At 52.7% G+C, this 23,780-nt stretch carries 24 protein-coding genes and 1 tRNA gene; 8 read left to right on the top strand and 17 right to left on the bottom strand.

What is annotated here, in order from left to right; all coding sequences use genetic code 11:
• Nucleotides 1-16 precede the first annotated feature (16 nt).
• The 8 genes from TPH_RS05995 to TPH_RS05960 form a co-directional block, all read right to left on the bottom strand.
• Complete coding sequence (locus TPH_RS05995) at nt 17-241, bottom strand: DUF1659 domain-containing protein (RefSeq protein WP_015050298.1); 225 nt, start codon at nt 239-241, stop codon at nt 17-19.
• Between the two features lie 155 nt (nt 242-396).
• Nucleotides 397-609 (bottom strand): hypothetical protein, encoded by a 213-nt coding sequence (locus TPH_RS05990; RefSeq protein ID WP_015050297.1) that lies wholly within the window; start codon nt 607-609, stop codon nt 397-399.
• A 168-nt stretch (nt 610-777) separates the two neighbouring features.
• The gene (locus tag TPH_RS05985) at nt 778-1,482 is read right to left on the bottom strand and encodes a hypothetical protein (protein WP_015050295.1); all 705 of its coding nucleotides are present in this window, start codon (nt 1,480-1,482) and stop codon (nt 778-780) included.
• Entirely contained in the window at nt 1,479-2,177 is a 699-nt protein-coding gene (locus TPH_RS05980; protein WP_015050294.1) for a hypothetical protein, read from the bottom strand. The genes TPH_RS05985 and TPH_RS05980 overlap by 4 nt, the downstream gene beginning before the upstream one ends.
• Before the next feature lie 50 nt (nt 2,178-2,227).
• A complete protein-coding gene (locus tag TPH_RS05975; protein ID WP_015050293.1) occupies nt 2,228-3,580 on the bottom strand; it encodes a recombination directionality factor in 1,353 nt (450 codons plus the stop codon).
• Between the two features lie 26 nt (nt 3,581-3,606).
• Entirely contained in the window at nt 3,607-3,825 is a 219-nt protein-coding gene (locus TPH_RS05970) for a hypothetical protein (protein ID WP_015050292.1), read from the bottom strand.
• 68 nt (nt 3,826-3,893) lie between these two features.
• Entirely contained in the window at nt 3,894-4,106 is a 213-nt protein-coding gene (locus TPH_RS15110) for a helix-turn-helix domain-containing protein (RefSeq protein WP_015050291.1), read from the bottom strand.
• Nucleotides 4,107-4,154: 48 nt separating this feature from the next.
• Nucleotides 4,155-4,412, bottom strand: coding sequence for a hypothetical protein (locus tag TPH_RS05960; RefSeq protein ID WP_015050290.1), 258 nt, complete (start codon nt 4,410-4,412; stop codon nt 4,155-4,157).
• 190 nt (nt 4,413-4,602) lie between these two features.
• Here TPH_RS05960 and TPH_RS05955 point away from each other — a divergent pair, with 190 nt between their 5' ends.
• The 4 genes from TPH_RS05955 (at nt 4,603) to TPH_RS05940 (ending at nt 7,677) form a co-directional block, all read left to right on the top strand.
• On the top strand, nt 4,603-4,998 hold the full coding sequence (locus tag TPH_RS05955) for a DUF4277 domain-containing protein (protein ID WP_015050289.1): 396 nt from the start codon (nt 4,603-4,605) through the stop codon (nt 4,996-4,998).
• A complete protein-coding gene (locus TPH_RS05950; protein WP_015050288.1) occupies nt 4,961-6,262 on the top strand; it encodes an IS1634 family transposase in 1,302 nt (433 codons plus the stop codon). The genes TPH_RS05955 and TPH_RS05950 overlap by 38 nt, the downstream gene beginning before the upstream one ends.
• Nucleotides 6,263-6,414: 152 nt before the next feature.
• Complete coding sequence (locus TPH_RS05945) at nt 6,415-7,257, top strand: LexA family protein (protein ID WP_049886082.1); 843 nt, start codon at nt 6,415-6,417, stop codon at nt 7,255-7,257.
• Between the two features lie 12 nt (nt 7,258-7,269).
• Nucleotides 7,270-7,677, top strand: a complete 408-nt coding sequence (locus TPH_RS05940; RefSeq protein ID WP_015050286.1) for a PH domain-containing protein — start codon at nt 7,270-7,272, stop codon at nt 7,675-7,677.
• A 183-nt stretch (nt 7,678-7,860) separates the two neighbouring features.
• Here the strand turns inward: TPH_RS05940 and TPH_RS05935 are convergent, their stop codons facing one another.
• Both TPH_RS05935 and TPH_RS05930 read right to left on the bottom strand, forming a co-directional pair.
• Complete coding sequence (locus TPH_RS05935; protein ID WP_015050285.1) at nt 7,861-8,391, bottom strand: IS110 family transposase; 531 nt, start codon at nt 8,389-8,391, stop codon at nt 7,861-7,863.
• Between the two features lie 216 nt (nt 8,392-8,607).
• Nucleotides 8,608-8,696: transfer RNA gene (locus TPH_RS05930), tRNA-Leu, on the bottom strand.
• Between the two features lie 162 nt (nt 8,697-8,858).
• Between TPH_RS05930 and TPH_RS05925 the strand changes: the two genes are divergently transcribed.
• Nucleotides 8,859-9,530, top strand: a complete 672-nt coding sequence (locus TPH_RS05925; RefSeq protein WP_015050284.1) for a TrkA C-terminal domain-containing protein — start codon at nt 8,859-8,861, stop codon at nt 9,528-9,530.
• A gap of 98 nt (nt 9,531-9,628) precedes the next feature.
• Nucleotides 9,629-11,998, top strand: a complete 2,370-nt coding sequence (locus tag TPH_RS05920; RefSeq protein ID WP_158502659.1) for a transglycosylase domain-containing protein — start codon at nt 9,629-9,631, stop codon at nt 11,996-11,998.
• A gap of 33 nt (nt 11,999-12,031) precedes the next feature.
• Here TPH_RS05920 and glgA read toward each other — a convergent pair whose 3' ends face one another.
• Both glgA and galT read right to left on the bottom strand, forming a co-directional pair.
• Nucleotides 12,032-13,498: a glycogen synthase GlgA gene (gene glgA / locus TPH_RS05915; protein WP_015050282.1), complete on the bottom strand. Its 1,467-nt coding sequence runs from the start codon at nt 13,496-13,498 to the stop codon at nt 12,032-12,034.
• The gene (gene galT / locus TPH_RS05910; RefSeq protein WP_015050281.1) at nt 13,480-14,520 is read right to left on the bottom strand and encodes a galactose-1-phosphate uridylyltransferase; all 1,041 of its coding nucleotides are present in this window, start codon (nt 14,518-14,520) and stop codon (nt 13,480-13,482) included. The genes glgA and galT overlap by 19 nt, the downstream gene beginning before the upstream one ends.
• A gap of 254 nt (nt 14,521-14,774) precedes the next feature.
• On the opposite strand from galT, the gene TPH_RS05905 reads away from it, so the two are divergent.
• Nucleotides 14,775-16,475, top strand: coding sequence for an IS1634 family transposase (locus TPH_RS05905; RefSeq protein ID WP_015050280.1), 1,701 nt, complete (start codon nt 14,775-14,777; stop codon nt 16,473-16,475).
• Nucleotides 16,476-17,052: 577 nt separating this feature from the next.
• Nucleotides 17,053-18,357, top strand: coding sequence for a group II intron reverse transcriptase/maturase (gene ltrA / locus TPH_RS05900; RefSeq protein ID WP_015050279.1), 1,305 nt, complete (start codon nt 17,053-17,055; stop codon nt 18,355-18,357).
• Nucleotides 18,358-18,684: 327 nt separating this feature from the next.
• On the opposite strand, the gene TPH_RS05895 is transcribed toward ltrA, so the two are convergent.
• The 5 genes from TPH_RS05895 to cobC all read right to left on the bottom strand — a co-directional run bounded on the left by TPH_RS05895 (nt 18,685) and on the right by cobC (nt 23,735).
• Nucleotides 18,685-19,152, bottom strand: coding sequence for an MgtC/SapB family protein (locus tag TPH_RS05895; RefSeq protein ID WP_015050278.1), 468 nt, complete (start codon nt 19,150-19,152; stop codon nt 18,685-18,687).
• A gap of 122 nt (nt 19,153-19,274) precedes the next feature.
• The gene (locus TPH_RS05890) at nt 19,275-20,675 is read right to left on the bottom strand and encodes a vWA domain-containing protein (RefSeq protein ID WP_015050277.1); all 1,401 of its coding nucleotides are present in this window, start codon (nt 20,673-20,675) and stop codon (nt 19,275-19,277) included.
• Between the two features lie 12 nt (nt 20,676-20,687).
• Entirely contained in the window at nt 20,688-21,557 is an 870-nt protein-coding gene (locus TPH_RS05885) for an AAA family ATPase (protein ID WP_015050276.1), read from the bottom strand.
• 30 nt (nt 21,558-21,587) lie between these two features.
• Nucleotides 21,588-23,036 (bottom strand): IMP dehydrogenase, encoded by a 1,449-nt coding sequence (gene guaB / locus TPH_RS05880; protein WP_028991031.1) that lies wholly within the window; start codon nt 23,034-23,036, stop codon nt 21,588-21,590.
• A gap of 78 nt (nt 23,037-23,114) precedes the next feature.
• Nucleotides 23,115-23,735 carry an alpha-ribazole phosphatase gene (gene cobC, locus TPH_RS05875; RefSeq protein ID WP_015050274.1) on the bottom strand — a complete coding sequence of 207 codons (621 nt, stop codon included), beginning with the start codon at nt 23,733-23,735 and terminating at the stop codon, nt 23,115-23,117.
• Between the last annotated feature and the right edge of the window lie 45 nt (nt 23,736-23,780).

Genomic DNA, 23,780 nt, shown 5'->3' with positions numbered 1-23,780 from the left:
GTTCCGAAGTATGCAGTTAGACCTCTACGAGTTCGAGGTCGTTGACCCGGCCGATGGAGCTGACCGGGTTCGACTGTAGCCCGGCGATGGCCTCCCCGACTTCGTGGACGTCGGCATCAGTGGCCTCAGGCCTGACGTTCCGGTAAGAGCGGGTGGCCAGATTGGGGTTCCCCTGAGCGTCGGTGCCGGTCTGCACGGTGATCCTCAGGGTTGACCCCACCATGACGGAATTTACTGCCATCAGCTTCACCTCCCTCAGTGTAATGCTCCCGGGGCCTCAGGGAGGCGGCGACCGGCAAGCACCGCCCCCGCACAAGATGCCCCGAAAAAGAGAAAAACCGGCAGAAAAATTTGCCGGTTACTCTGACTCCAGTGTAGATTTGAGAATTCCCGCTGTCAAGCACCTTCGGTAAATTTCCACTCAGCCACAACGCACCCCTCTGGAGCCGCTTCATCACCATCTTCTTCGTCCACGAGCAGGTCTTCGACCCCTTCTCCATCGCTCTCCGCAGCGCTCCGCCCCGCCTGCCTCTGGCCACTTGCGCCCTCGCTCCGCCAGGTCATGCTCTCCAGGTGGTCAAAGAAGGAGACCTGGGTGGGGGTGAACACGACGTTCACCACCTCGTTCGGCCGAAACTGCCTGAGCTCACAGAGGTTCTCGTCGGTCAGGGCGACGTCCCCTAAGGTGATCTGCAGGGACTAGGTGAACTGGTCCTTGAGCAACCCGGTTGACTATCTCGATCTTGCGCACCCGCGCCTGGAAGTCGGCCTTGCGCATTAAGACACCTCCTCATAACCTATCTCCACACCATTCCAGCAAAAACCGTCTAACATTACATTTTGCACAAACGATTCCCGGAAATCCGCATTGAGAAATTCACAAAAGCACTTACCCAATGCCTGCATAATAGCTGTGACCCCTCTGCCGCTTCTCCTGTAAAAGCACCCGGCCCGGGTAGGAACCCATCCTGCTCTCAATGCCTGCTGCACCCCGGCGGTAAAGAAATAACGGTACTTTGCGCCCGCACCTGACCACCCGGGCGAACCTGCAAAGAAGCCGTAAACGTGATCCGGCTCCAATTTAAGGCATATTTCAGCGATGATCTCGGCGAGGCCGGCGTCACGCCAGTACCTGGCAGTCCGGCCGGACATCACAGCCTCGTATGTGTGGCAAGGCTCAAACGCATCGAGCAGGCCGTAGCCTGCGGAGATAATAAAAAGGCGCATCCGGCCCGAGCACAGGAGATTCTCTGCCGCATCCACCAGGCCTTCAACAGAGTAGAAATGTCCAGTGTAGAGATATAACGCAGATGTTTTCTTTGAAGCGGTTTCAACACAGCCCTTCATGCCCTGGCGGGCTCTTTCCAGCCTGCGGTAAGTCTCTTCCAGCACAGAATCCGGCTGGAAGCAAGGTATAGCTGTTTTGCCCGTATCTTCTTTTGCCTTGCAGCAGGGAATAAAACAGACTACTGGAACGCTCACCTGCCATCCACCCCTTTCAGCTGCCTCTCGATGAGCTCTTCGAATCTATCCCGCAGTTTTGTCCCTTGCCCTACAAAGGCAGGCACATGGTCCACGTTCCAAAGGCCAGAATTCCGGATGAGGGCTTCCGGCGACCAGAGTCCCAGCCAGTGCGCTGAAGGGGAGCAGGAACTGCAGGTTGAAAGAATAAAGATAAGCCAGGCTTCTAGCTTCAGTCTCTCGTCTTTATCAGGAACAGCGAGGCATGAGAATTGGAAGCTGCTGCTCATGTACCGGGAAACGAGGTCTTCCACCTCCGGCATTTTTGGCCCGTTCTTGATTTCCCATGTTTCTATTACCTGCCTGGGAGCGTTTTGCAACCGCAGCAGCGCCCTGCCCAGGTGCCAGCGGAATACGCTACTGTAGCGGTTGCCTCTGTAGTGATGTATGAGCCGGCCCGGAAGCCTGCCGTCAGCTGCATGAGTGCCTACCCGGACAATGCGCTGCGTGCCGTCGCTCCTATTTTCTCCCTTTTCGTAAAAGAGGTAGATCCCGTTCGCCGGGATGTCCTTTCTTTTGAAGCTCCAGTCATAGCGCGGCAATGATGCGGCAAGGCTGTGGATCTCGCCGCAAGGCCCCGGGCAGCAGCTGCCTGCAGCATCAGCGTTGATTCCATCCCCCTTGCCGCTTAAATATCGGCGTATTTTATCAAGCAATTTACCGCCCTCCCTCTCTTGAAACCATCTTAACACAAGGATGGTAAATTTTACAGATGCCCCACTTCTACCTCCACCCGCTCCTCACCCGCCCGGCAGCTGAGCAGCTCTGCGGTGATCCTGACAACCTGCCTGTCGTCCCGGTAGGCGATCCCCTTGAGGCCGTCGGCAACCGCCTTCAGGTAGTTGTCCAGGTCGCCGGGCGGGCAGCGGGAGAAGTAGAAGCGGGCAGCCAGGGAAACAGGCCCTGAGAGAACCCTCACGCTTGCCGCCCGGGCCGTCCAGCCGCGGCCGAAGCGCCGGGAGCTGTAGGAAGAGACCCCAGGGCTGACCTCGACGTCGCAGGAGGCGCAGCAGAGGGCCTCCGGCTGGCTCCCTCCGGTCTCACCATCCCGCCAGCCACAGGTATGCGGAGCCTTCTGCGCCTCTCCGGCCTCAGGCGCCCCTGCAAGAGGCACCGGCTGGGCAGGCCCTTTAGCCCCCTCACCTCGCTCCCGGCTGGCGGCACCGGGGCCGCATCCACCCGCCTCAAGGGGCTCCAGGAAGTTCGTCTCTCCCCCGTCCCTGCCGGTTGTGAGCGTGAAGCTTCGCCCGTCACCAGGCGGCGTCACGCCATCACCAGGCGGCTGCCCTGCAGGGGCGGTGCTTTCCAGGACTTCGCCAGCGATCAGGCTCGCAGGGTAGAGGCCGTCTGGGGCCTCGTCGAAGTCCACCCCCGGAAGCGCCAGCCGGGCAGGTTGAGCCCGGGCTGCCCTGAGGATCTCCTCCAGCCGGATCTGCTCGCAGGCCAGGTCGAGGACGTAGATCACCTTTTTCCTCCCCTCCACAGTGACCTCTTTCGGCCTCACCACGAGCTTCAGCGGGATCATCGCAATCCGGCCACCGGTAAGCCCCTTGATGAAGTCTACTGCGGAGTTGATGTTGACGATCGAGTAGTAGGAGCTGGTGTCGATCTGCCAGACCCCCAGCCCCGGAACCCGGTAGAGCAGAAACTGGAGGGTGCCCACCGGCCGGCAGTGCTTCTTCCGCAGCCACTCGCAGCTGCAGGGCTCGCACTCGACCTCCCGGATCTCTCCGGTCTCCCGGTCGCACTCCACCGCCGTCTCCCCATCCCCCTTGCACAGCAGGCCGGTACCGCTCCCATAGCACCTGTACCACTGCTCGAACAACTTCTCCCTGTCGTCAACAGGGAACATGATCTCCAGCTCCTTCGGCCTGTCTCCGTAAACGGCGTGGAAGGCCTCCGCAGCAGCTTCGCTTGTGGACTGGTCGGGGTTGCAGACGAAGTAGTCAACCGCCCGGGGGAACTCACCGCCTGTCCGCCGGCTGGTCTCCCTGACCCCGAGCCGGATCTTCCCAAGCCGCGGCATGCGCCGCACGTCGCTGATGCCTTTGATCGCCAAGCCGATCCCCTCTCCTTCTCAGAGATTTACAAAGCAGATTGCAAAGCCGCCCCCACTGGGCACGCCCGCTCTTCTTCACCTTCTTCCTCGACTGCCTCCTGATAGGCCAGGGCCAGCCTCCGCAGCTCCTCCCGCAGCTTCCGCCGCTCCTGCAGAGCGGCCTGGACAGCCCGGATCTGCTGGCTGCACTGAGATATCCTCCCCAGCAAGAGATCCATCTCGTCCTCCAGCTGCATCCTGTCCACTTTCGGATCACCTCCCGGATGCCCTGAACCCGCCGCTCTGCCTCGCCCCGATGAGGCCACAGCCAGCATCAGCTGGCGAACCCGCAGGGGCGCCTCCCCGCTGCTCCTGTTCCCCGTCCCGGAACCAGCTCGCCAAGGCATCGCTGTGGATGAGGATCCGCCTGCCGATCCGGCGGTGGGGAATCACTCCCCTGGCGGCAGTACTCGTAGACCGTCCATGAAGACACTCCCAGGTATCCGGCAGCTTCCTTCACGCTCAAAACCGGCGGCATTTCAGGCATTTAGCGCATCCCCCTTCCCCTCTATCTGCTCCCGGGCTCCCTTATCTCTCACTCCCGCTCACTCCCCTCTCTTTTTGCATCGCTTCCATGCAAATCCTCGATGCAGAATGCGTCTTCAAAGTTGATCTCCGGGAATACGGCCAGCGTCCGGGCGATGAACCCCGCGCCGGGCCTGCTGCGCCCGTGCTTGATCCGCCACAGCATGGAAACATCAATGCCGATTTTGCGGGCTAATCCGGTATCGCTGAGGGAGTACTTTTCCTGCAGGGCATTCAGGACGCCAGGCCTGATCCCGATCTTCTTCACGGTCTCACCCCCTGCTGTTTTGTCGCATTGATTCCACATTGGTTTTATACCCGCCACTCCGCATGTCATTAACTGGTTATTAAGAATTAATTAAGAATTAAAATGAAAAAACTAAAATTTTTTCAAACAGAAGGAGGAATTTCAGAACAAATCGCGTTACCTCCAGATACCATTATTGGAGGTAAAAAGGGTGGAAAATAGCAATAAAACCTTTGAAATGCCCTATATCACAACAGTAAACCCAGGGGCTGTCCCGGTAATCACCATGCTCTGCCGTACAGCAAAGATCGGGGAGATAGTTAACCAGATGGTCGAATGGGATGAGGACAGATCCAAAATCTCACCTGGACTGCTCATCGAAAGCTTGATCGTCTGTATCTTCTGCGGCCGTAAACCCCTCTGGAGAGTGGAAGAATTCTGGGCAAAACAGGACCTCAAATTGCTCTTCGACGGTGTAGATGTCACCGTAGACCAGCTCAATGACGATGCCTATGGCCGTGCCTTGGATAAACTGTCCGAAGTAAAGATGGAAGAACTGGAAAAGTCTTTTGCTCATTGGGACCACCAAATCAGTTCAGGGAGCTAATGAAAATGATGCATTTGGAGACTTTCTGATCACTTACGGCCATAGTAAAGACCATCGTCCCGATCTAAAACAGTTCAAGATCGGCGCTGCAGTTCAAGAGAATGGCCACCCGGTGATGGGACAGATCTTTTCAGGCAATAAATCAGATAAAGTTTGGAACCCAGAGGCAGTACTCAAGATGTCTGAGTTTTTCAATAAAAAGGGGTATAAGGATGTCGTCTTTGTTTCCGATTGCGCTATCGTGTCAACAGATTCCTTAAATGAACTGTCCCGTAAACATATCCAGTTCATCTCCCGACTTCCGGAAACCTTTAATCTTGCCCAGGAACTCAAAGACCTGGCTTGGCAAGCCGATAACTGGAATGATATCGGCCCTTTAAGCGACGCTAAAACGGCTGCAAACTACAAAACCTTTGCTATACAGAGAGAGCTAAACGGCAGAAAGTATGATTTTGTAGTGGTTTATTCCTCAGTACTGGATGCAAAGAAAGAAAAAACACTGAAAAAACGCATCGCCAAACAAAAAGAAGAACTGCAAAAGCTGGCAAAAGATCTAGCAAAGCAAAAGTTTGCCTGTGCGCCTGATGCTGAAACTGCCCTCAAAAAGTTTCAAGCAAAAGCTGAAGAAATGGGCTTTACAACTCAGGGCGAAATAAAGGTTGAAGAAAAGCGTTCTTATTCCGGCAAAGGCCGACCCCGCAAAGGGGAAGAACCAACAATCTCTATCACTTACCAGTGTCAATGCCGGATCGGAGAAATGAAACCAGACTATTATGAGCAACTCCGCCAGAAAGAGTCTACCTTTGTTCTGATAGCCAATGTCAGGGATAAGAAAAAGTGGGATGATCGCAGGATTCTCCAGGAATACAAAAACCAATCTTCTATAGAAAACAAGTTTCGTTTCCTGAAAAGCCCCGTTTATCTTGGCCCTGTCTATCTGGAAAAACCCAACCGCATCCAGGCTCTCGGTTATGTTTTTATCCTGGTGCTTCTAATCTCTTCCTACCTGGAGTACCGGGTGCGCAAAAGCTTGAAGGAGAACAAGGAATATGTGCTGCTGCCGGGGAAAAAGAAAACTGACCGCCCTACAACAAAAACTATTATGGAATACTTCAGCTTCATCATGATCGTAATCGTTAACGGACAACGCCTTTTCCCCAGTAATTGCAATAAACAAGCTCTAAACCTGGTGAGATGGGCCGGTTATGACCCTGAGGAAGTTTATCTAAAGCCACTGCCCTGGTATCCAGGTCGTAAAAAATGAGTGTCAATTCTATCATCAACCAAATAAAAGTAAAATGGAATAATCTGACACGCGGAGTATCGGTTATACTAACACATACATTGGCAACCGTGCAACAAAATATTTTAAAATTTTCCTGACCTGGTATGCATTTGTGCAAGAGTTTGATTATAATGACTGGAAAAGAGAGGTGCTTTGCTGTGGAGCAGAATGATTTTGGGAAGATGCTCAGAAGGCTCCGCGAAGAGGCAGGATACAAAAGCCAGACCCGCTTTGCCGCCGCCTGCGGGGTGGACAACTCCACCATCGCCAGGCTGGAGCGCGGGGAGACCAAACCGACGCCGGAAACCTTAAAGAAGCTCGCCCCCTGCCTGGGCGTGCCTTATGAGGAGCTGCTGGCCGCCGCAGGCTACCTGGGAAGAGCCGGAGAGCGGCGCTTCTCCTCGTGCCGGAGGATACCCGTGCTGGGGAGGATCCGGGCAGGAGTGCCCATCATGGCTGTAGAGAACTTTGAGAGGGAGCTGGACATCCCGGCTGACTGGAGGGCCGACTTCGCCCTGCAGGTTGAGAGCGACAGCATGATCGGGGTCGGGATCCACGAAGGGGACTACGCCGTCTGCCGCCAGGCCTCCGCACCGAAGCCGGGCGACATCGTCGTGGCGGTGCACGACATCGCCGCAGGCTTCTCCGAGGCCACGCTGAAGTACTACTCCAACGACCCAGAGAAAGGCCCTGTGCTGAGGGCAGCCAACCCGGAGTATGAGGACATCATCCTGAAAAACGATTACCGGATCGTGGGGGTGATGGTCGCCCTCTTGAAGAACTCCCCACCCCCCTACCAGCGCTACACCGAGTATCTCTCGACCAGAGACTACACCCTGAAGGAGTGGGACCAGGTGATCCAGATCGCCTCCCAGTGCGGAGTGAGGCCGGAACAGGTTCTGGAGATCATCAAGATGCAGTGGCAGATGGCCCAGCGGCTCTTCGAGCGGCAGGAGAAGTACAGGTCGGAATAGGAGGCCGTCGATATGTATTTCCCGTCGAAAAAAGACCTCTGGCTCGGCCTGGTGGTCTGGCTCGCTTTATTACTGTCGCTTGTATTTGCAATCCGTGACCACGAATGGGCCGCGCTGGCAATATTAATTCCCACAATTATTTTTGTAGGCTGGATTTGGTTCGGGACTGGCTACACCATCACCGAAACGGAGCTCCTGGTCAAATGCGGGCCCTTCCGGGAGAGAATCCCCTTCGGCAGGATCCAAAGTGTCAGGCGCACCAGGTCCCCCCTGTCGGGCGCCGCCCTCTCCCTCAACCGGCTGGAGATCAGGCACGGTCACGGCTTCACCGGCCTCACCCTGATATCCCCGGCAGACGCCGCCGCTTTCCTGGAAGAATTGAAAAAAAGGTGCCCCCACGCCGACTTCCCCAGCCTGTAGGGCTTCCTTGCAAAACACCCCAGTGAAAGACCTTCTATGTCAATGAGGAAATTAAATTTTTTCACTGTTAGTATAAACATTTACAGCCTTTAAAGGACAAAGCATCCCCTTGCGCCCGGCGTGGGTTGGTTCAAACCCTGTCCCGCTGGCGGCTTTAGAACATTGACAACTAAATACCAGACCTCACGCTACCCGGTTAAAATGCCTGGAGCGGGCGGCAATGAATGCAGCTTCGTCGTAGCAAGTGCGGTTTTTCCACATGGCAAAGATAGTCCTGACCCAGATGTTCGCCAGAGCCCGCAAAGCTTCGTGGTGAGTTTTCCCCTGGCATCTCTTCGCATAGTAATACTCCCTTGCCCAGGGAACCCACCTGATGCTCTGGAAGGAAAAGAGATGCATTACCCGCCGGAAAGGTTTGACGCAGGACTTGCGCTGTCTGGCAAATCGGTACTTGCCGCTCTGAAAGAGCACAGGCGAGGTGCCCGCTAAAGCCTGAACCACAGCCGCGTTCTCGTAACGGTCACGTTCGTCGCCCCACTCCGCCAGCAGTCTTGGCGCCAGCCTTCTGGCCGCTCCAGGAAGGCTAGCGAAGATTTTGCTGTCGGAGTGCTGCTGAAAAAGGCGGTCGATCTCCTTATCATAAGCGGCTATCTGCTCCTTAACCACCTCCAGCTGGCCCACCAGGGCGAGCATCAAGCGACACTTTGCACGCACGGTGGGAGCCTGGCATTAAGCTGTGGTTCCTGTACCTTCTGCCAGATGGAGATGGCCCTCGACACCTACTCCCACGTCATCCCGACCCTGCAGAAGGAAGTTGCTGATGCCCTTGAAGAACTTTTTGGGCGGCAAATGGGCGGCAACTCCCCCAAACAAAGGAAAAAGGACGGCAACTTCTCACCGCCCTAAAAGGCCGCAAAGCCTTGGATTTCCTGGTGCCGAAGGTGGGAGTCGAACCCACACGAGGGGCTAACCTCAGCGGATTTTGAGTCCGCCGCGTCTGCCAGTTCCGCCACTTCGGCATTTTCTTCTATTGTGCACGCTCATATTATATCCGATACCTGCCTGTTTTTCAACAGGTGCCCTGAAATCCGTCGAAATCAAAACTTCCGGCAGAACAAGCGATGTGCTATACTTCATTAGAAGAGTATCTATATCTAATTTTCTGGGAAGGATGACGTCCGGTGCCTGAGGATACTCAACGCCGTTCCGCCCGCTATGTAAAAATCGCCGTAGACATCGCCACCCGCATTGCTCGAGGGGAATACCGGGAGGGCCAGCGAATATTCGGCCGTTCTTATCTGGCAGGAAGATACAACGTATCTCCGGAGACAATCAGGCGCGCCCTGGCCATATTGGAAGAGCGAAAAGTTGTCAAAGTTCAACCGGGAATCGGCGTTGTTGTCTGTTCCCACATAGCGGCCGAAAATTACCTTGCCGAGTACGGCCAGCGCCAGATTCTGTCAGACATTCAAAAGCAGCTGGGTACTTATTTAGAAGAGCGCAGAAAACTCGATCTGAAGATCATCCGTTTGACTGATGAGCTGCTCGATTATACCTTTAAAATGGCCACCAGATTTCAGCGCATTCATGAATTTCGCGTTGAGCCCGGCTCCCCTCTCATCGGAAAAAACCTTGGGGAAACGCAGTTTCGCAGCCGCACCGGGGGTACAATCCTGGCGATCCGCCGTGACGGGAAGGAGTTTGTCTCTCCCGATGCGAATACAATCATTAGGGAAAACGATGTACTTACCGTCGTCGCTCCAGAAGAAGCCATTAGGCAATCCAAAGAATTGAACCTGTCCATACTGACAGGCTCTCCCGGCTCTTCGAAATTGACGGAGAACGCGGAGTAATCATTAGCCTTTAAAGGAAATGGGTGAGCAAAATGCCCTACAGGGAAATGGGAACGCAACAGACAAAAAGTTCGGGGAAGAAAAAGAGAAAAAAAAGAGTGAGCTTTCTCCGTATTGCGCTGCTGATTGCTGTTATTTTGGGAATCGCCTTGCTCTGTGTCGGCTGTGGCTATGTCGCAGGAGCAGTCTTCTCTCTGCCTGAGTGGGACCCGCAAAAGTTGGCCGGAAGCGAATCAACTATCATCTATGACAAGAACAGCCGCCCCGCCTCAAGGGTCTTCGCGGAAGAAAACCGCACTCCGGTATCTCTAAAGGATTTACCCCCCTACTTACCCGAAGCCTTCATTGCGGCTGAGGATCACCGCTTCTACGAGCACCACGGGGTGGATCTGGAGGCCATCGGAAGGGCTTTAATAGCCAACCTCAAGGGAGGATTCGGAGCTCAGGGGGGTAGCACAATAACTCAGCAGCTCGTTAAGAATTCCTTCCTCACATTTGAAAAAACCTTCAAGCGCAAAATTCAGGAAGCGATTCTGGCCATACAGGTAGAGCGCCGCTACTCGAAAGATGAAATTCTGGAGTTCTACCTGAATCGCATCTATTTCGGTAATGGCGCTTACGGTATTCAAACAGCCTCTCAGCTGTACTTCAATAAAAATGCCAAGGATCTGACCTTAGCCGAAAGCGCCGTTTTGGCGGGTATTGTTCGGAGTCCGAACAATTACAACCCCTTCAATAGTGAAGAACTGGCGAAAAAGCGGCAAGAACTGGTTCTTGATTTGATGGTTAAGTACGGGAAAATTACCCCCGCTGAGGCCGAAAAGGCCAAAAAAGAAAAGCTCAAGTACCAGGAAGGAGAAATTGCCTCTGCTTACGATCATCCCTACTATACAGATCATGTAATCTCAGAAACAGAGCAAATCCTTAAGGAGCAGGGGCTTTCACATGAGGACAGCCAGACGCTGATCTATCGGGGAGGCTTGAAGATCTACACATCACTGGACCCAAAAGTGCAGGAAAAAATGGAGGAGGTTTTTGCCGATAGCTCCTTTTTTCCTGCAGACCAGCAGGGAGAACAGGTACAAGGTGCGATGGTGCTCCTCGACAACAAGAGCGGAGAAATTGTCGCCCTGGTAGGCGGAAGAAAGTACACACAGCAGCGGTCATTCAACAGAGCAACTCAGGCCAAGCGCCAGCCGGGTTCCGCCATTAAGCCCCTTGCAGTTTACGCTCCTGCTCTGGAAAAAGGCATCACCACGGCCATGGTGTTAGAGGACTCCCCTGTTACCTTTGGAAACAAAACATTTCACAATTACGACGGCAGATACAGGGGACTTATTCCTATGCGGACGGCAGTTCAGTGGTCCATCAACACCTACGCAGTAAGGCTTTTGAACCATATCGGTATAGATTACGGTTATGAATTCGTCAAGCGGTTCGGCATAACAAGCCTCGACCCGGTGCGCGACCGAAACCTTTCCTTGGCTTTAGGTGGAATCACCTATGGCATTTCCCCTTTGGAAATGGCAGGGGCTTACAGCACCATCGCCAATCAGGGAGTTTATATAAAACCCCATGCGGTGATCAAAATTCTCGATCGCAACGGTAACGTTCTTTATGACGCCAAGCCCCAGAAGCGGGTCGTCATGTCAGAACAAACGGCCTATATCATGACCGATCTGTTGCGAACGGTCGTTAAGGACGGAACAGGGCAGAGAGCGCAGTTAAACCGGCCCGTTGCCGGCAAAACCGGCACCACGGAAAATACAGTAGATATCTGGTTCGTAGGCTACACACCCGAGTTTACAGGTGCGGTTTGGATGGGGTTTGATAAAGAAAAAAGCATTCAGGACCGGCGTGCGGCAGGAGGTTATTTCCCGGCGCTAGTCTGGAAAGCTGTCATGCAAACGGCAACCGAGGGGCTACAGGTTCGAGACTTTCCGCGGCCGGGTAATATTGTCAGGAAAACGATCTGCTTGAAGTCGGGAAAACTGCCCAATGCCTATTGCCCGCCGAACCATTTAATCAGCGAACTGTTTGTGGCGGGGACAGAGCCCAAAGATACCTGTGATGTCCATGTCATGGCAGAGATCTGCCCTGATTCCGGGCTGCTAGCAACACCCTATTGCCCCAACAGAATCAGCGCAGTATTTATAAAGGGAGAAAGAGGGGGGAATGGAGAAGATCAGCTGCCGACAGAATCCTGCAACATTCACGGACCCGGGAGCGGAGAAAATGATGTGATCGTTCTTAAGGTGTGTACCGACCCGCGCCACAATGGGACTCTCTATCTGGCAAACACTCCGGGACTCTTGGAGACCGGCGGCTGCCCTCCGGAGTTTGTTGAAGAGGTAGAATTTAAAGCAGATGAGGCTCCTAAACTAAGGTGCCCGCTGCCCGACCACCAGGTGCAGAAAATCGATCTTCTCAACCTCAATCAAAGAAGGAACAAGACTCCCCCTGAATGACACTCTAATTAGTGTTTACTACACCCGGTATCCCTAAACCACCATTCGATACCGGGTGTTTTGGTTTTTTTCCATAGCCTTGCGGTAGAGTTTGACATACTCCCCGGCCGACCGGTCCCAGGAGAAATCGCTTTGCATCGCCCGAATCATCAAGCGCCTCCACTGTTCGGGCTGCTGACGATAGATCTTCAGGGCGCGTTTAATGGCTTCCAGGAAGGCACCTGGTTCATAAGGTTTGAAGGAGAACCCGTTGCCTGTTCCCGTCTGTTCATTATAGTTCGTTATCGTATCTGCCAGCCCCCCTACCTCACGAACTACCGGAATTGTTCCGTACCTCAGGCTGATCATCTGGCTGAGGCCGCAGGGTTCAAAGCGGGACGGCATTAAGAAGACGTCAGCTCCGGCGTAGATTTTTTGAGCTAACTCCGCATTAAAGCCGAGATTAATGGCCGCCTGTTGCTGGTACTTCATTTTTAATTCGGAAAATAGCTTTTGATAGTAATCCTCTCCACTTCCGAGCAGGACGAACTGAACCCCCAGGCTCATCAGCTGATCAAAGACATCGGCGATGAGATCAAGCCCCTTCTGTCCTACCAGGCGGGTGATGATCCCCAAAAGAGGTGTGTCCTCTACCGGAAGCCCCATTTCCTTTTGAAGAGCATATTTATTCTTTTTTTTCAAATCCAGAGTCTTAATTCCATAGTTTTGGTAGATTGAAGGATCTGTTTCCGGGTTCATTTCTTCATAATCGATCCCGTTGACTATCCCGTAAAGGTCCTGAGATCTTTTGCGGAGCAATCCGTCCAGGCGCTCTCCAAACTCCGGCGTCTGTATTTCCAGGGCATACTTATTGCTAACAGTATTGATAACGTCCGCATATAGGATCCCGGCCTTCATGAAGTTGACCTGGCCGTAAAACTCCAGGCGCTCCGGATTAAAGAACTCTTCCCCTAAACCGATAAGCCGCAAAACGTTCTTAGGAAATATGCCCTGGTATTGGAGATTATGGATGGAGAAGAGGGTGGCAATTCTCCGGTAGAAAGGATCTTCTGCGTATTTTGTCTGCAAACTTAAAGGAATCAGTCCGCAGTGCCAGTCATTGCAGTGAATGACATCCGGTTGAAAATCTACCTGCGGCAGCATATTGAGAACGGCTTTGCAGAAAAAATTGTAGCGCTCAGCCTCATCGGGAAAACCGTAGATACCATCGCGGTAGAAATATTTATAGTTGTCTATCAGATAGACCGGAACATCATTTCCCCTGATCATGGTTTTTCTAATTATCCCCGTTTCCAGGTGATGGTCCATTTCTACAGGGTAATCCAGCAGATATTCGCCTTCCGTTATCTGCTTGTATCTAGGCATGGCGATCCGCACGTCATGACCGGCCCTCTTTAATGCCTTAGGAAGGGATCCTGCCACATCGGCCAGGCCGCCGGTTTTTGCAAAGGGAGCAACTTCAGCTGAAACGAACAGGATTCTTAATGAATCTGCTGCCATGACAATCTCTCCTTTTCAGCATTTTTCTCGTTATCATAATTTCTTAAGTATTCCGCCGCCGCCTCAGGTGGCGTAGGATTGATAATAATTCCGGTGCCCCACTCGAAGCCGGCAACAATTGTAAGGCGCGGCAAAATCTCCAGATGCCAGTGGTAAAAAGCGACATCATTATAACCCGCAGGTGCCGCATGCAGAACAATATTATAAGGTGGGTTGTTTAGGGTGCCGGTGATTTTTTGTACTGTTTTCTGGACGATCTCACTTAAGCTGCTGAGCATACCGTCATCAATCATCTCAAACCCAGGCTGGTGCCACTTCGGCATGATCCAGGTCTCAAAAGGAAACCGCGATGCAAAAGGGCAAAAAGACAGAAAATCATCATTCTCAACTGCAATACGTGCTTTTTCCCGCAGTTCCTGGGAGATCATATCGCAATAAAGACATTTCCCTTTATCTCCATAGTACTCCTGTGTCCCTTTCAATTCTTCGGCGATCACCGGAGGTACCAGTGGAGTCGCTATCAGCTGACTGTGGGGATGAGACAGTGAGGCGCCGGCAATAGAGCCCTCGTTTTTGAAAATCTGGACGTATTTAAGGGGCTCTCTGTTAATCAGTGCCTGGTAGCGGGCGCGCCAGGCCTTGAATATCTCTCTTACCTGATGTGATGAATGTTTATCCAGAGATGAATCATGGTCCGGTGATTCGATCAGCACCTCGTGAACACCGGCACCCGGCATCTTCAGATAAAAGTTTTGCTCCGGAGCTTCATTTAACTTGGGGTCCAGGGCAGGAAACTTGTTCGGAACAACCCTTACCCACCATCCCGGTGTATCCGGTTCTGTTCCCTCCTCCCGAAAGGCCATAATCTCCGGCGGAGTTTTATCCTCATTTCCGACACAAAAAGGACAATTGCCGCCCTTTATGTTTTCCTGCCGAACCGGAAAGTCAAAGGGTCTTTTACTGCGTTCTATTGCAATAACCACCCACTTTTTGGTGACAGGATCCTGCCTCAGTTCAGGCATCTATCAGATTCCCCCCTGTCCTCGTTTTGTCTTTTACATTCTTCTCTTTCCTCTCGTGTTTTATGCGGACCCCTTGTAACCGAACAGTGCCCAATTCCGAAATCCCAAAATCCACCTCAAGAAATTTTAAATCCCATCTTCCGCACCCTGCCATTTCATTAAGAAAAAATTTTTAAAAAAATTTTCAGAGCAAGGAGGAATTCCAGAAAATTCCGCGAATTTTCCCCTAATGACAATAATCGGGGGAATTTCGAATGAGAAGCCTCATACCCAAATTCAAGATCCTGAATGCCGGTGCTGCCCCGTTGGTTGCAGCCTTTTGCCGGGAGATTAAACTCAGAGACATCATCGATGAGATGGTTACGTGGGATCCAAAGCAGTGCCGCCTGTCTCCCGGTACACTGATTGAGGCGCTCGTCATCAACGTCCTGACGGCCAGAAAACCTCTCTACCGGGTGGAAGAGTTCTATCGTGAAATGAACCTCAGCGTGCTCTTCGGTGAGGGGATAACCGCTGATGCGTTCAATGATGATGCCCTGGGCAGAGCCCTTACCAAACTGGCCAAAGCCCATCCCAACAGGGTTTACCTGGCTCTGGCCTTATCGGCCATTAAAGTGCACCGGATTGAAACCAGAGTTGTTCATGCCGATACCACTTCCATCTCAGTTGCCGGAGAGTACGACTGGGAAGATGAAGATAACCATTTACTCGACATCACCTACGGCTACAGCAAAGACCGCCGCCCTGACCTGAAGCAGTTTCTTTACGGCCTCATCACTACCGGCGAAGGGATCCCCATCTTTGGGGAAATGCGTGACGGCAACATGAGCGATAAGAAATGGAATAAAGAGGTCCTTGACCGGCTGCAAGCCATGCTGCCTTGCGATAGCGGCAAAAGAATCTACGTTGCTGATTCAGCCCTGGTCACCAATGACAACCTTGATCTCCTGTTTGAAAAGAAGATTCCCTTCATTTCACGGCTGCCGGAAACTTTCAGCATCTCCGCCGAACTGAAAGACTGGGCATGGTCGGAGAACCGGTGGCAGCACCTGGGCAGTCTCGTACAGAAAAAGGATGCCGCAGTTTACAGGATCCAGCAGGCGGTCAGGGAACTCAACGGCCACACCTACCGGTTCATCGTAGTGCACTCCTCATCCCTGGACAAGAAGAAAGAGAAAAGCATCAAGAAGATGATCGAAACCAGGAAGTCGGAGCTGCTTTCTGCCTGTGATGAGCTTGCTAAAAGGAAATTCTTCTGCGAGGCCGATGCCAAAAAAGAACTGGAGATCTTTTTGGCAAAGCACGCTTCACCGCTCTTTGAATTGAAGACCGAAATCAAAGAGGAGCAGGTGATCAAGCGCCGGGTGGGGCGGCCTCGCAAGGGTGAGCCGGTGAACTATCAGACCTATTATCGCGTGGTTCCCTCTCTGGTCTCTGTCAATGAGGAGTTTGTCAAGGAGCTCAAGGCAAAAGCCGCTACTTTCGTGTTGATTACGAACATTCTTGATGATAAAGAGCTTTCTCCCGCTGATGTGCTGCGGGAATACAAAAACCAGACTGCAGTAGAACTGTCTTTCCGCTTCCTGAAGAATCCGGTTTATGTGGATGGGATTTACGTCAAGAACCCGGAACGGGTGGTGGCTATAGGCTATGTCTTCCTGATGGCCTTACTGATTTATGCCCTGCTGCAGCGCCGGGTGCGGCGTAATCTCGCCAAAGAAAGTAAGCCTTTGGCGATCCCCGGGAAGCGCAAGTCTTTCAGCCCAACGGGGACAATGCTGCTGGAGATGCTGAAACCCCTTACCATAGCCACTATTGAAACCGATTCCGGTTTTATCCATCAGGTTCCGGAGAACCAGTGGACCGAAGATATCCGCCGGCTTTTGCATCTTGCCGGTTTCAGTGAAGAGATTTACTGCGGTACGAATTATGGGAGGTCTCCTTATGCCAACTAGCTTTTATTAGTTGCCATTTTTAGCCATCATAAAATTAAAGGTCGTTTTCATTTCAGGGTGCGAAATGTGGGGTGCGCCGAGCCAAGCTCGGATTATGCTAGTGGGCTGAAAAGTGCCCACCGCGGTAATTTCCCGTTCGCCGCGAAGTCTGAGGCAGGCGGGCAGGGGTAACCCGAAACGCCAAGCTGCCTGACAAAGGTCCGCAAGGATCGAGACGGAAGGCGGGCCGTAACGCAAGTGAACCCGAGGTGGCCTCGAAAACGCAGTTGCTGCTGGCGACCTTGCCCCATAATGGGGAAGCCTGTCATCCGCTGTGGAGCAACGGGAGGAAGAAACGGCGGGAGCAGCCGTGGTGATTAGGGGCGGCACGTCTTCAAAGCATGACCCGGGAACTCGGGAGACCCGGCGGCGTCGGGATGGCAACCCAGGGGTCAGATATAAGGTGAAGAGCTGAAGTTCTGACCTGCGCCGTCGGGAGTCGGAGGCGCCTATAGTACCAGGGAAGGCAGGACAGCATAACTTGCCGGAGGGAAGGGGCGCTGCTTCACCAACGCTTGCATGAAAAGGAGGACTCCGATTGTCCACCGGACTACTACGGGATGAAGATACCGTCCGCACTTTCCAGCGCAAGCTCTACATCAAAGCCAAGCGAGAGAAGGAGTTCCGGTTCTACAGCCTCTACGACAAAATCTACCGGTCAGACATTCTGAAAGAAGCCTGGCGCCGCTGTAAGCAAAACGGCGGTGCACCGGGAGTAGATGGAAGAAGCTTCGAAGACATCGAAAAAGGTGAAGGCGTAGAGGCCTTCCTGGCCAGCCTGGAGAAAGAACTCCGGGAAAAGCAATACCACCCCCAGCCCATCAGGCGGGTGTACATCCCCAAAGCCAACGGGGGATTAAGACCCCTGGGGATACCCACCATCCGGGACCGGGTGGCCCAAATGGCCTGTCTGATCGTTCTTGAGCCCATCTTTGAAGCCGATTTCATGGGCTGCTCTTATGGGTTCCGGCCCAAAAGAAGCGCCCACCAGGCCATCAAACAGATCTGCCAGCATATAAGACAGGGGTTTATGGCAGTTTACGACGCTGACCTATCCAAGTGCTTCGATACCATTCCCCATGAGCCCCTGATGCAGGCTCTGGCGACAAGGATAGCCGACCATCAGATCCTGAAACTCATCAAAGGCTGGCTCAAGGCACCAGTAGTTGAACCAGGCGGACCCCGTCAAGGCAAGAAGAACCAGCAGGGAACGCCCCAGGGAGGGCCTCTATCACCCTTGATGGCCAACATATACCTGAACAAGCTGGACCGCTACTGGTATAGTACCCAAGGGCCGTACGTTAAATATAACGCCCGCCTGGTACGTTACGCCGATGATTTTGTGGTGCTGGCTCGCTATATTGGGAAACCGGTACAGGAGGCCGTAGAGGAAACCATCGCTGCTTTGGGACTAACCTTAAACCGGGAGAAGACCCGCATCCTTAACCTTCGCGCTGGGGAAGAGTTGAACTTCCTGGGATACACCATTTACATGTGGAATACCCGCCACAGGTCTGTTCAACTTAAACCCAACCACAAGGCCTGCCAGCGTCTTAAGGCCAAGGTGCGGGAGATAGTCAGTCGCCAGAACCTGTGGTGGGGACTAGATGGGATTATCAATACCCTGAACCCCATACTGCGCGGTTGGCACAATTACTACTCTTTGAGCAGCATCACCCGGATCTTTTGGGACCTGGACTTCTTCATCACCGCCCGCTTTTATCGGGTGTGGTGGAAAGCAAGCCAGCGGCCGAGTAAGACCTTCAAGCCAGGGGTCTTCCATGTCCTGCACAAGAAAGGACTATACAGCCTTGCGCCGTCCTGGCAGCCCGCGAAAGCTTGATGCGAATGGTGTCGGTGAGCCGTATGCGGGAAAACTGCACGTACGGTTCGATGAGGGGCTTCTGGCATATCTCCCATGGTTTGGCTAGTGAGGCACTCCCAGAGGAAACGGGGAGACAAACGGATAGGCCAGACCTAAAGATGATATGCCAGGGTCTACTCTACTTAAATAAATGTATAAAATTTTTTATCAAACAAAAAATAAAAAACGAGAAGGTCGTTCGCCTCCTGTTAAGTATTCCGGTTGATACTTAAATAGCCTAACCAGCGAAAAGAGGACAAACGACCTTCTCATTTTCCATAAATACGATCAAAACGCTCTATCTCCTCAATTTTCTCCCCCCTCATCGGGTGGATATTTCAATAATCCCAGCCGACAGAGGATCGGAGAGCTGTACAAGGCCAAGAAAATACAAATAACACTGACCAAAGTGAGGAAATACATCCCTGCGCCAATCGCCATTCCCAGCCCTGCACTTACCCACAGGTTGGCCGCAGTCGTCAAACCACGAATCGTGCCTCTATCCTTCCAGATCACGCCAGCCCCCAGAAAACCGATGCCCGTAACGATCTGGGCGGCAATACGCCCCGGGTCAAGGCGAAAGCCTATCACATGACTGGATGTCCCAGGCAAGCCGTAAGCGCTGATAATCATAAAAAGGGTGGAGCCGATACAGACGAGCGAGTAGGTGCGGACGCCGGCGGGCTTTTGATTCCAAGATCTTTCGTAACCGATAATGAGACCGACGAGGAGAGATACGAGCATTCTGATGAGAATCTCCTGGTTGGAAAGCAAGCTCTCATCCCCTCCCCCCCTTATTTATTTGTTGTTAATATAAATCTAACACAAGAGAATTAGGGCGTCAACGCAACCGGGGCAGGGATGGGAAGGCCGGTGTCGGGTGGAAGTTGGCCAGCTCATAAAATTGCCTCGATGACATCCTCCATCTGCCTGAGGTTGCCGCATTCAAAGACCTGGTAGCAGAAAGGAGAGTATACTCTCATGATGCTGTCCTCTTTGTTCCACTGCTCGCGGGGCTGGGGGTTAAACCAGAGGATCTTCCTGACATGTTCCTGAATCTCTTTGAGGAATTCCTTCTCATCTGATCGGTAATTATTCCTGGCATCCCCCAGTATGATCAAAGTACAGCTGCGGGGAATCCCCGACAGATATCTTCTGGCAAAAATGCTGAATACTTTACCGTAATCGGAAAATCCCGAATAGGAATAGCGAGCTTTCGAAAAAGCCTCCTCGATGGCTTCCTTGATATCCTTGTTCTTAAAGTAATCGGTAACCTCGTCGATCAAATCCACAAATAAAAAAGACCTGACGGCGCTGAACCTGTTCTGAATGGTATAGACAAGCTGGAGCATAAATTCGCTGAAAAGAGCGACCGAACCGGAAACATCGCATAAAAGCACGATTTCCGGCTTGCTGACGACCTTCCTCCGATATTTCAGGCGCATAGGAGTGCCTGCGGTTATCAATGCCTGCCGGACTGTTCTTCTTAAGTCTATCTTACCGTATTTTGCCCTTCGATAGCGCCTCGTATACTTGGAGGCCAGCTTGCGGGCCAGTCTGGTGATGCGCTTGCGTATCTCTTGAATTTCCAGATTGTCCAGTCTGTAAAACTCTTTTTCCCTGATATTAGCAGCTGCCGCTATCTCTTCGAGGGCATCCTTGCCGTACTTCTTGACAAAGATATCCTCCAGCAACTCTTTAATATACCCATCCAGAAAGTCCAGACAAGCCATCCACTTGGCATAAACAACTGCTCCTATTCCTTCCTGAATCCGGATCCGTTCGAGCCTGTTGACAGCTTGATACCAACCTATGGCAACCTTGGCCTGAACTACCAGGTCATCCAGTTTGGGCAGGCTTCCCCTCTCCAGTTCTCCCAAACCCTTTACCGCCATTTCTCCCAGCTGGCGCAGCATGCTGTAATTGCCCTCCCGAACGGCTTTCACGAGCAGAAGATAGGGTGAGGCTCCCCCTCCTCTCCCCATGCCCTTTCCGTCGGCGCTCTGGACGAGTTCGGGCGTTCCCTGCATCTGCCCCGCAGTTTCCTCCTCCAGGTGGAGGTTATCATGCGCGTTTTGACCGCTCTGGGTAAGAAAAAAGAGGCGAAACAACTTATCAAAAAGCGGCCTATCTGCCTGTTCTTTGATCAGGGTGCACCGCAAGGCGGTATAGAAGTCATCCCAGGCCAGGCCCACTAAGGCCACCGACCTCAGAGCATCGGCGATCTGCGTAAAGGAAACGCCGATCCCCCCCTTACGCAGCAACCTGGCGAATTCCAGGATCTTCTCGTCGAGCATTCTAACCCCTTCTTAATCTTCGGGAAGGAGTGAGGATACCTTTGGGAGCAGCTTTTCTATGTCAGTCTGGTATTTTAGAATCAGGCTGAGAGTGCTTTGAACTATCTCCTCGTCGATCTGCTGGACCCCCAACGTCAGAAGTGCCCGCGCCCAGTCGATCGTTTCGGCAATACTGGGAGGTTTTTTCAAGTCCTGCTTGCGAATCACCTGGATAAACCTGACGAGCTGCTGGGCCAGTGCGTTCTGAATTCCGGGAACTTTAAGTCTGACTATTTCCAGCTCCCGCTCAAAAGACGGATAATCAAGATAAAGGTGTATGCACCTTCGCTTCAGAGCATCGCCAAAATCACGGAAATTGTTGCTTGTAAGAACCGCTACGGGAATTTGAGTCGCTTTTATCGTCCCCACTTCAGGGATGGTAATCTGATAGTCAGACAGTATTTCCAGCAGAAAGCTCTCAAACTCCTCGTCACTCTTATCAACCTCGTCGATCAATAAAACTACTGGTTCCCTGGACTCCAGGGCCAAGAGGAGCGGGCGTCGTAGAAGGAATTCCGGGGTAAAAATATCTTCTTTGGCTTCTTCCCAGGATTTACTCTGATTCTGTTTAACCTGAAGACAGAGAAGCTGTTTCTGATAGTTCCATTCATAAAGAGCTTTGGCCTCATCCAACCCTTCATAGCACTGCAGGCGGATCAGCCTGCTCTGGGTGGCAGCGGCGAGAACCTTGGCCAGTTCCGTTTTTCCTACACCAGCCGGCCCCTCAATTAAAAGGGGTTTCTGGAGTTTGAGAGCCAGGTAAACCACCGTGGCCACATTCCTGTCGGTAAGGTAATTGTGTTCGGCCAGCTTTCGCTGGAGTTCCTCAACCGATGTGAACATATCTCATCACATCACTTTCCCGCCTTTCAATCAACTGTAGTTGGGGGCTTCTTTGGTAATATCTACACTATGGGGGTGGCTTTCCCTTAGGCCGGCGTTGGTGATTCGCACAAATTTCGTCTTGGTTTGGAGTTCCTCTATGTTACGCACACCGCAGTAACCCATACCGGCGCGCAACCCCCCTATCAGCTGGTAGACAATTTCCGACACCGTTCCGCGATAAGGGATACGCCCTTCCACACCCTCCGGGACAAGCTTATCAGTCTGCTGCTGGAAGTAACGGTCGGCACTCCCCGAACGCATAGCGCCCAAAGACCCCATACCCCGGTAGACCTTATATTTTCTGCCTTGATAGATTTCCACCTCACCGGGGCTTTCTTCCGTTCCCGCCAGCAGGTTGCCCAGCATCACCGTATCAGCTCCGGCAGCGAGAGCCTTGGTGATGTCACCGGAATACTTGATTCCGCCATCGGCAATTACTGGTTTCCCGTACTTCTTTGCTTCCCGGGCACAGTCCATCACAGCTGTTATCTGCGGAACACCGATTCCGGCTACCACTCTGGTGGTGCAGATGGAACCGGGCCCAATCCCGACCTTTACCGCATCCGCTCCTGCCAGGATGAGATCCCTGGTAGCCTCTGCGGTGGCCACATTGCCTGCAATCAAAGGCAGATCGGGATACAGGCTTTTGATCTTTTCCACGGCTTTAATAACGCCCACCGAATGCCCGTGGGCGGTATCCACCACGACCACATCAACTCCTGCCTCCACCAGTGCAGACAGGCGTTCTTCGAGATCATCACCGACGCCGACAGCAGCGCCGACCAGCAGTCGTCCTTTGGCATCCTTTGCAGAATTGGGATACTGGCGCGCCTTTTCGATGTCCTTAATGGTAATCAAACCGCGCAGGTTATAATTCTCATCGACAATCGGCAGTTTCTCGATTTTATGGCGGCGCAAAATATTTTTGGCTTCTTGGAGGGTGGTCCCTACTGGCGCCGTAATCAGGTTCTCCTTAGTCATCACTTCATGAATCGGGCGGTCTAGATCATCCTCAAAACGGATGTCGCGGTTGGTGATAATCCCTACCAGTTTGCCATCTACCGTAATGGGGACCCCCGAAATGTGGTAATGCTCCATCATTTCCAAGGCGTTTCTCACCAGATGTTGAGGGCTTAAAGAGATCGGATCTGTAATAATTCCATGCTCCGAACGCTTGACGCGGTCTACCTCCCTCGCCTGTTGGGCGGGGGGCATATTTTTATGGATAATCCCGATCCCGCCCTCACGGGCCAGCGCGATGGCCATCCTGCTCTCAGTTACCGTGTCCATCCCCGCACTGAGAACGGGGATATTCAACTTGATCTCTGCAGTCAGATAGGTGGAAATATCCACATCCCGCGGCAGCACCTCCGATCTGCCGGGTATCAGGAGTACATCATCAAAGGTGAGCCCTGTTTTTTCAAATCTGTCCTCAATCACGGCAAGAACTCCTTTCTCTTTCCCCCCGATATTTAAACTACATTTTAGCATCTTTACCTTAGAGAAACAATCGGTTCAGCGACTTTCTTGACAGTCGAGGTGGCTGGTATCATTGAGCAGTGTCAGTACACCGTACCCCTCATAAAATTCGATGATATTCAATGCTCCGTTGTTCTGACGGATGTGAAAAGCATGATTCAAATCGATATCCAAAAGGCTGCAGATAATGGTTCTGATGGTGCCGCCGTGCGTCACAACGATAATCGTGTCGGATGGATGCTTTGCAACCAGCCTCAAGATGGCTCCGTAGGCCCTCTCCTTCAATTCCTCAAAGGTCTCCCCTTCCGGAATGCGGACGGTGGCCGGGTACTGATACCACCTTTCAGCCAGATCGCGATACTTCTCCTGAATTTCTTTAAAAGTCAGCCCCTCCCAAACGCCAAAATGGATCTCTCTCAACTCCGGCACTTCTTTCACCGTAAGCCAATGGGGAGCAGCCAGAATCTCTGCCGTCTCCAAGGCCCGCTTGAGGTCGCTGGAATAAACGGCGGCAACTTTTTCGGCTGCCAGCCTCCTGGCCAGAAGCCTGGCCTGTTCGCGGCCGGTATCGCTGAGCAGCACATCCGTATGCCCCTGGTACCGGGAAATATGATTCCAGAGGGTTTGGCCGTGGCGTACTAGAAGCAATCTGGTCAAATCAGCAACCTCCTGTTGTAACCGTAAAACTATCTCAAAAACCCT

Origin of the sequence: Thermacetogenium phaeum DSM 12270 (genome assembly GCF_000305935.1) — a bacterium.
Lineage (GTDB): Bacteria > Bacillota > DSM-12270 > Thermacetogeniales > Thermacetogeniaceae > Thermacetogenium > Thermacetogenium phaeum.
The sequence above is the reverse complement of the archived record's forward strand: the minus strand, read 5'-3'. Positions and strand labels throughout refer to the sequence as shown.

Bases quoted from the DNA above. Each gene is read 5' to 3' on its own strand.
- TPH_RS05945 (WP_049886082.1), top strand. From the start codon at position 6,415: ATGACTGGAAAAGAGAGGTGCTTTGCTGTGGAGCAGAATGATTTTGGG.
- TPH_RS05940 (WP_015050286.1), top strand. From the start codon at position 7,270: ATGTATTTCCCGTCGAAAAAAGACCTCTGGCTCGGCCTGGTGGTCTGG.
- TPH_RS05890 (WP_015050277.1), bottom strand. From the start codon at position 20,675: ATGCTCGACGAGAAGATCCTGGAATTCGCCAGGTTGCTGCGTAAGGGG.
- TPH_RS05885 (WP_015050276.1), bottom strand. From the start codon at position 21,557: ATGTTCACATCGGTTGAGGAACTCCAGCGAAAGCTGGCCGAACACAAT.
- galT (WP_015050281.1), bottom strand. From the start codon at position 14,520: ATGCCTGAACTGAGGCAGGATCCTGTCACCAAAAAGTGGGTGGTTATT.
- TPH_RS05905 (WP_015050280.1), top strand. From the start codon at position 14,775: ATGAGAAGCCTCATACCCAAATTCAAGATCCTGAATGCCGGTGCTGCC.
- glgA (WP_015050282.1), bottom strand. From the start codon at position 13,498: ATGGCAGCAGATTCATTAAGAATCCTGTTCGTTTCAGCTGAAGTTGCT.
- TPH_RS15110 (WP_015050291.1), bottom strand. From the start codon at position 4,106: ATGCCTGAAATGCCGCCGGTTTTGAGCGTGAAGGAAGCTGCCGGATAC.
- TPH_RS05995 (WP_015050298.1), bottom strand. From the start codon at position 241: ATGGCAGTAAATTCCGTCATGGTGGGGTCAACCCTGAGGATCACCGTG.